The following is a 7,984-nucleotide window of genomic DNA, read 5'->3' on the forward strand; positions in this document are numbered from 1 at the left end:
CCACTCCGCGCACCGCCCCGCTCCGTATGACCGAGGTGCTGTCAGACGCCCGGCGGCACCCGCGACGGGCGGCCCCTGCCGCGCGTCATGGCGTACCCGCCGATCCCGGCGAGCGCCGCCAGCAGACCGCCCACCGCCGTCCACACCCACCGGTCGGACCACCGGCCCGAGGACCAGCCGCCGTCCGGCTCGGACGCGGCGGCGGACCGCTTGCCCGTCGCCGACGGCTCCGGCGACGCGCTCTGCACGCCTTCCGGGCTCGCCGTGGCCGCCCCCGGCACGAGCGGCGCGGCCAGCTTCCCGTCCACCGCGTACGCACCGCCCGCCTCGTCGACCACCGGCTCGAACTCGGCGTGCACCGGCAGCCCCAGATCGTCCTGCGGCAGATCGGTGACCGTCAGACGCACGTAGTACGTGCCCGGCAGCGGATCGTTCGACGACTGCTCCGCCCAGGAACGGACCGTCCGCAGCGTGCAGGACAGCTCCACCGAAGCGGCGTCCGCTGCCGCCGCCCTCGTCTGCGCGCCGTACGAGCACGCCTGACGGCGCCGCAGCCCGTCGTACACGTCGAGCTGCCAGGTCGCCGCCCCGTGGCGGGCCGCCTTGGGCAGCGACACCTTCGCCTTCATGGTGGCGCGCTGCCCGGTGTCCACGGGCACCGCCCAGTACAGGTAGTCACCGGTGGACGCCCCGGCCGTCGCCCGCTGCCCCGCCTTGACCGGCGTCGCGGTACGGAACGACGTACCCGCCTCCGTCGGCCCCGCGGCGCTGCCGCTCGGCGACGCTGACGGCGACGGACTGTCGGCCCCCGCCGGGCCCGCCGCACCGAAGAGCGCGGTACCCGCCAGCAGCGCGGCGGTCACGAACGTACGCGTACGCATCAGTTGGTCCTCCAGACGGCGACACGCCAGCGCGACAGCCAGCCCCACAGCAGACCGGCCACCAGACCGGCCAGCGCCAGCGCGCCCAGCAGCCACCAGCCGCGGCCCAGACCGAAGGACGCCACGTCCGAGGCGTCCGACGGACCGTCCACGACGTCGACGGCCAGCTCCACGGGCAGCCCCGGCTCCGTCTTGACCGACGCGGGCGCCGCGAAGGAGTTGCTCAGCTGGAGGCAGACGGTCTCCGGCGCGTCCTTCGCGTCACCGTCGGCGTTCTTCAGCGGCGCCTTCGGGTAGCGCAGCCCGGACGAGATGACGTCGGTGCGCCCGTCGCCCGCCTCCGAACCGCGCACGATCTCCCGGCCGTGCACGGTCGAGGCCCGCAGCAGGACGCCGTAGTCGTTGCCGACGGCGCGGTCGGCGCCGATGCTCACCGAAGCCCGCAGTTCCTGACCCGGCCGTACGTCCACCCGGTACCAGCGGTGCTCGGCGAACTTCTCCCGGTCGCTGTACAGGCCCGGCTTGAGCACCGGAGCCTTGGCGCACTGGTCCGCGCCCTGCGTCGCCACCGGAGTCACCACCGGATCGGCCGCACGGTCCACCAACTGGTGCACCCGGTCCCGCAGTTCGCTGGTGTGCTGGACGGAGGTGTACGTGCCGCCGGTGGCCTCCGCGATGCAGCTGAGCTGCTTGCGGGTCTTCGCGTCCGGCAGCAGACCGAGCGTGTCCACGGTCAGGTGGATGCCCTTGGCGGCGATCTCCCGCGCCACCACGCACGGGTCGAGCGGGGCGCAGGTGTCCTCGCCATCCGTGATCAGCACGATCCGGCGGGTCGCGTCACCGCCCTTGAGGTCGTCGGCCGCGCCCAGCAGGGCCGGGCCGATCGGCGTCCAGCCGGTGGGGGCGAGCGTCGCCACCGCCGTCTTCGCCTCGGTCCGGTCGAGCGGCCCGACCGGGTAGAGCTGCTTGGTGTCCTTGCACCCGGTCTGCCGGTCCGGTCCCGGATAGTTCGCGCCGAGGGTACGTATACCGAGCTGGACCTCGCCCGGCACCGCGTCCAGCACCTCGTTGAACGCCTGCTTCGCCGCCGACATGCGGCTCTGCCCGTCGATGTCGCGGGCCCGCATCGAGCCGCTGACGTCGAGCACCAGCTCGACCTTGGGGGAGGGCTTCTTCGCATCCGGTTCGTCGGCCGCCGCGGCGGAGGTGGGAAGGAGCCCCACGGCCAGGGCGGCGAGCAGGCCGCACGCCCCGGCCGCCAGCCGTTTTCTTGTGATCATCGCCGGATCGTAGTGAGGATCCGGCTCCGGTTCCAAAACGAGGCTTCACGGGAGGTGCTGATGGGGCGCCAGGGCCGCGGCAGCCGCCCGCGGACAGCAGCCGGCCGCCCCGGCGAACCGTGAGGTCACCGGGGCGGCCGGGGAAACGCGGTGGACTCAGCCCCTGGTCCAGGTGACGTCCAGCTTGGCGGTGCTCGGAGCGAACTTCTTCCACGCGTAGGTGTCGTTCTCGTTCGCGGCCCGCAGCCCCAGGGTCATGTCCGCCCAGTTGTTGGCCTTCGCCGTACGGGCGTTGCCGGTGACGTTGAAGGACAGGTCACCGGCCGGGCAGCGCCTGTCGTGGCCCTTCGCCTCGTTGACCGTGTCCAGCAGCTTGTACCATCTCGGCTGCTTGTTCCAGGTCGTGCTCTTGTAGGCCCGGCCGGTGTCCCACAGCTGGACGGGCCGCTTGGCGCACGACCAGGAGTAGGTGTTCCTGATCCGGAACCTGGCACTCTCGATCTTTCCGGTCCGCTGCAGATCCCTGGTGCCCATGGTGATGAACGAGCGCCAGGTGCCGCCCGTCTGGCTCTCGTGGCCGACGCGCGCCACGTCCCCCGTCTTCGCCCAGTAGGACGTGTCGGGATACCTCTTGTTGACGCTGGTCCACAGGCCCACGGGGCCCCGCGGGGTGCGCGGCCCGGAAAGGCTCTGCTCGGTGGTGTACGTGCCGGACGGGTTGGCGTACACACGCGCGGTGTCGGTGCGCTGCGACTGCACCTCCACCCGCTGACCGGAATCGGCCGCCTTCTCGGAGGCCTGCCGGAACTCGGCCTGCTGCGCCGCCGACTGCCGTGACTTCGTGTCGTGGGCGTCGGAACCCGCCGCCCATGCTGTGGGAACGGCCAGTCCGCCGACGACGCCGCAGACCAGTACGGGATACCACGGGCCGGACGGTCTCCAGCCGGTGAGGGAACGGGATGTGGGCATTGCGCACCTCTCATTGCCGGGAGGGGCCGAACGTACAAGGGCCCGCCACCGCCGCCCGCACGCCGCGCCGCCCCTGCGCCCGACCGGGGACGCCACCCACCCGGTAATTCACTCGTTCGTCGGAACGGCGAGGACGGGAGGTGACGGCAGACGGGTGGTGTCGGACGTACGGCGGGTGCAGCCGGGCGTACGGCGGGTGCTGCCGGACCGGCGGCGGGCGGCGTCGGCTTCCCTACGCGGCTCCCCGCGCTTACGCGGCTCGCCCCTCCCGCGCCCGCTGCGCGTCCCGCTCGCGCGCCGCGGCGGCGATGTTGCGCGCCATCCCGCCGAACACCAGCGTGTGGAACGGCGCGACACTCCACCAGTACGCGTGACCCGCCAGCCCGTGCGGATGGAACACCGCCCGCTGCAGGTAGACCGTACGGCCCGCCTTGTCCCGGGCGGCCCGCAGCTCCAGCCACGCGAGGCCGGGCAGCCGCATCTCCGCACGCAGCCGCAGCAGCCGCCCCCGCTCGATCTCCTCGACCCGCCAGAAGTCCAGCGAGTCCCCGGCACGCAGCCGCTGGGCGTCCCGCCGCCCCCGGCGCAGCCCGACGCCGCCCGCCAGCCGGTCCAGCCACCCCCGCAGGGACCAGGCGAGCGGGAAGGAATACCAGCCGTTCTCACCGCCGATGCCCTCGACGACCTCCCACAGCGCCTCCGGCGAGGCATCCACCGCGCGTGCCCGGCGGTCCGTGTAGAGACTGCCGCCCGCCCAGTCCGGATCGGTCGGCAGCGGGTCGCTGGGGGCACCGGGCACCGAGGCCGACGACCAGCGGGTGGCGACCCGCGCCTCCCGTACGCGCCGCAGCGCCAGCTCCACCGCCCGGTCGAAGCCCGTCAGCCCGCCGGGCGGATCCGGCACGTACCGCGCGATGTCGTGCTCCGCGGCCACCGCCTCGTGGCGCAGCGACTCCGCCAGCGGCCGGGCGATGCCCGCCGGCACGGGCGTCACCAGCCCCACCCAGTGGCTGGACAGCCCCGGCGTGAGCACCGGCACCTGCACGATCAGCCGGCGGGGGAGCGCCGCCACCCGCGCGTAGCGCTGCATCATCTGCCGGTACGTCAGCACATCGGGCCCGCCGACGTCGAAGCCCCGGTTCACCGACTCCGGCAGCGCCGCGCACCCCACCAGGTAGTGCAGCACGTCCCGTACCGCCAGCGGCTGGATACGGGTACGCACCCAGCTCGGCGTCACCATGACCGGCAGCCGCTCGGTCAGATACCGCAGCATCTCGAAGGACGCCGAGCCCGAACCCATGATCACGGCGGCCCGCAGCACCGCGGTCGGCACCCCGGACTCCAGCAGGATGCGGCCCACCTCGTCCCGCGACCGCAGATGCGGCGAGAGCCGGTCCCGGTCGACGCCCTCCGGCACCGGACCGCCCAGATAGACGATCCGCCGCACCCCCGCCTTCCGCGCGCACGCGGCGAAGGTACGGGCCGCCCGGCGGTCGGTGTCCTCGAAGTCCCGGCCCGAACCCAGCGCGTGCACCAGGTAGTAGGCGACCCCGACGCCCTCCAGCGCCGCCGTGAGCGACTCCGCGTCCGTGACGTCGCCCCGCACCGTCTCCACCTGCCCCGACCAGGGATGGTCCCGCAGCTTGCCCGGCGTACGCGCCAGACACCGCACCGGATACCCCGCCGCCAGCAGCTCCGGCACCAGCCGCCCGCCGATGTACCCGGTCGCCCCGGTCACCAGACACCGTTCCACGCCACGCCTCCCTTAGCCGTCCCAGGCCCGTACCGGTACCCGCACCGGCACCGATGACCCACGCCGCGAGGGCTGGGGCTGCCCCCTCCACCGGATCGGGGGCCTGCCGGATGGGCGAAACCCCGGCGCCGACGGCGCCATGATCAGCACCGCCGCGCGTGGCGGTCGGGTCCGCAGACCCGGGGAATCGACTGGTCCAGGCCATTCCGGAAAAGGGGCGCCGAACTTCACCGTAAACAGTTGGCCGCGGTTCTGTTGATTTCACCTTCGATCACCAGTCTTGTCATGCACGGGCCTCGCCACGAGAGTTCTCCTCGAATGCGGGCCGGTCCCCCACACCGGTCCGCATTCCTTCCCCCTCGCCGGGCCGCGGTCAGCGGCCTCTCGGAAATGGAGACACCGTGCTGCGTCCACGCGCAATCCTGGTATCCGGCGCCGCTACGGCGGCCCTGCTCATGTCGGCAGGTGCGGTAACGGCCCACGGCGCTCCCCCGGCCGATTCCGCCACCGGACCGGGGCACTACCAGAAGCAGCTGGTCCGGGCCCTCGCCGACTCACTCGGCATCGACGACACCATCGCCGTACGAAGACTGGACTCGCAGGCCGCCCAGCAGAAATCGCTGCAATCCTCGGGCGCGGACACGCGAGGCGCCTTCTTCGACGCCAAGGGCAAGCTCACGGTCAACGTCACGGCCCGGCAGGCGGCCCATGACGTCGAAGCCGCCGGCCTCACGGCACGCGTCGTCCGGCACACCGCCGACGAGCTGGACGGGATCAAGGCAGCGCTCGACAAGGCGGCCGCCCGCCACCTGCCCGCCGGCGTACAGGGCTGGGGTGTGGAGCCCGCGTCGAACCAGGTCGTCGTCCGGCTCAGCGGCGACTCCGCGGCAGCCGACCCGGCATTCCTCCGGCAGGCCGCGTCCTACGGTCCGGCAGTCGCGCTGAAGAGCGGCCACGGCGAGGCGGCGACGACCGCCGCCACCGTCTACCCGGGAAGCCGCATGGACTACGGCAACCACTACTGCTCGGTCGGCTTCGGCGCCCGCGACTCCGCCGGCCGACAGGTCCTGGTCACCGCAGGGCACTGCGTCGAGAACCTGCCGGACCTCACCTACGACGGAACCCACTTCGCCAAGGGCATCACGACCCGCTTCCAGCACGGCCGGAACAGCATCGACATGGGGCTGGCCGCCGTCGACCCCGGCACGGCCATCGCCCCCCGGATAGGTACGTGGGGCAACGGCGGCGAGGTCGCCGTCAAGGGCAGCCGACGCGCACCGGTCGGCTCGGACATCTGCAAATCCGGCGCCACCTCACGCTGGACCTGCGGATCCATCAAGTCCTACAACTACTCGGTGACCTACTCCGACGAAGGGCAGCCCGACACCCTCGTCTCCCACCTGGGCCTGAGCACCGTGTGCACCCTGGGCGGCGACAGCGGCGGCGCCTGGGTCTCCGGCAATCAGGGCCAGGGCGTGACCTCCGGCGGCCTCACCGCCAACCGGTGCAACGGTGTGTACGGCGAGGGCACCTCCTACTTCCAGCCCCTCGACGACGCACTGAACCACTACGGACTGCGCCTCACCACCGCCTGACCGGGCGGTGATGCACACCGCGGTACGGCGGCCGGCTGACGGCGCCCCACCGCACGGCGTAGGTATACCGTCGGTAACACTCTGCCGATGATCCGCAGCGGCAGGACTGCCCTCCCTCCGGAGCGGCAGTCCTGCCGACTTCTTCCGCCGACCGGGAGCACCTCGCCGATGAACCCGTCAGATCACCCAGAACCGGCAGCGGAGCCACCGGACGGGGCGGCGGCGTGGGCGGACGGGCCGGACACGCGGCCGGGCAGCTCGGACACGCGGCCGGAAGGGATATCGGAACGGGCGGGGGAGCCGGTCCACGAAACGTTCGGGGAAGCGTTCCGCCAGGCACTCAAGGCCAGCGGCCTGACCCTGCAACGGCTGCACCACCACCTCGCCGTACGCGGCATCTCCATCAGCTCCGCGACACTGAGCCACTGGCAGCGTGGCCGCAGCCAGCCCGAGCGCCGGCAGTCGCTGCGCGCCGTGGGCGAGGTCGAAGCCATCCTCGGCACCGCGCCGGGCGCCCTGCAGAGTCTCCTGAGCCACCGCCGCCCGCGGGGCAATGCCCTGGTCACGGGGGTCAAGATGGCCGAAGCCCTGTCCCACGTCCACCCGCCCGGCTCCCCGCTGCCGGAAGCGCTCGGCGCCGACGCCTACCGGTTCAACGAGCACCTGGTCTCCCTCTCCGTCCAGGAAACCGTGCACCTCGACGCCTACGGGTGCATAGCGCGCTACACGGTCAGCAACGTCGTACGGGCCACACGGGACGGCGTACGCCGGCTGACCGCCCACCACCAGCTGGACGACCCCGACACCCCCTCCGTCCAGGTGACCGTTGACTGCGGGCGCCTGAGCGCCCTGCGGTTCCGGCAGGAGCTGGGGTCCGCGGTCTTCGACATCGACTTCGGCCGCGCCCTCGGCCGCGGCGAAACCGCGATCATCAACTACACCCTCGACGTCGGCCTCCGCTGGAAGCCCTCGGAGCACCACGAGCGCACCCTGCCCCTGAGCGTGCGGCAGTACCTCCTGCACATCTACTTCCACCCGCGGCACGTTCCGTCGGCCGCCTACGGCTACTACCGGCAGAACACCGGAGCCGACCGGTCCGACATCCGGCCTCTCACCCTGGACGTCTCGCACAGCGTCCACATCCTGCCCGCGAAATGCAGCGCAGGCGTCTACGGCATCCTCTGGAACGGGCGGCGCGGCGCACCGGGCTGATCCGACCATCGAATCGGCGCCCGGCGTGGGGGTGGAGGGGGGCGTCTCCAGCCCCCGGCCTTCGTGTAGTGTTCTCCGAGTTGCCACGGAGCCGACAGGAACCGCGGCAGCCCCTCACGCCACACCGGCGGCACCATCACCACTGCACGGCCCTCGAACGGGATGAATTTCGGCATGCCGAAATTCAGAACCGCGACTCGATTAGCAGTCACCGGGGAAAACCGCTAAAGTAGTGATCACGCCGGAAGGCGCGAAACAAACCCGCTCCAACAGGGGCCGGAAACGGAAAGCGGA

General features: G+C 72.3%; 6 protein-coding genes. 2 read left to right on the forward strand and 4 right to left on the reverse strand.

What is annotated here, in order from left to right; translation table 11 throughout:
- Positions 1–41 precede the first annotated feature (41 nt).
- The 4 genes from A6A06_RS08430 to A6A06_RS08445 form a co-directional block, all read right to left on the reverse strand.
- Positions 42–881: a hypothetical protein gene (locus A6A06_RS08430; RefSeq protein WP_073760545.1), complete on the reverse strand. Its 840-nt coding sequence runs from the start codon at positions 879–881 to the stop codon at positions 42–44.
- Positions 881–2,161, reverse strand: coding sequence for a VWA domain-containing protein (locus A6A06_RS08435; protein ID WP_073760546.1), 1,281 nt, complete (start codon positions 2,159–2,161; stop codon positions 881–883). Before A6A06_RS08435 ends, A6A06_RS08430 begins: the two co-directional genes overlap by 1 nt.
- A gap of 156 nt (positions 2,162–2,317) precedes the next feature.
- Entirely contained in the window at positions 2,318–3,130 is an 813-nt protein-coding gene (locus A6A06_RS08440; RefSeq protein ID WP_073760547.1) for a DNRLRE domain-containing protein, read from the reverse strand.
- A 250-nt stretch (positions 3,131–3,380) separates the two neighbouring features.
- Complete coding sequence (locus A6A06_RS08445) at positions 3,381–4,883, reverse strand: SDR family oxidoreductase (protein WP_073760548.1); 1,503 nt, start codon at positions 4,881–4,883, stop codon at positions 3,381–3,383.
- A gap of 455 nt (positions 4,884–5,338) precedes the next feature.
- Here A6A06_RS08445 and A6A06_RS08450 point away from each other — a divergent pair, with 455 nt between their 5' ends.
- Both A6A06_RS08450 and A6A06_RS08455 read left to right on the forward strand, forming a co-directional pair.
- Entirely contained in the window at positions 5,339–6,478 is a 1,140-nt protein-coding gene (locus A6A06_RS08450; protein ID WP_079193893.1) for a S1 family peptidase, read from the forward strand.
- 168 nt (positions 6,479–6,646) lie between these two features.
- Positions 6,647–7,690 (forward strand): helix-turn-helix domain-containing protein, encoded by a 1,044-nt coding sequence (locus A6A06_RS08455; RefSeq protein WP_242440634.1) that lies wholly within the window; start codon positions 6,647–6,649, stop codon positions 7,688–7,690.
- The last annotated feature ends 294 nt before the right edge of the window (positions 7,691–7,984 follow it).

Source organism: Streptomyces sp. CB02923, assembly GCF_001905005.1.
In the GTDB taxonomy this organism is placed as follows: Bacteria; Actinomycetota; Actinomycetes; order Streptomycetales; family Streptomycetaceae; genus Streptomyces.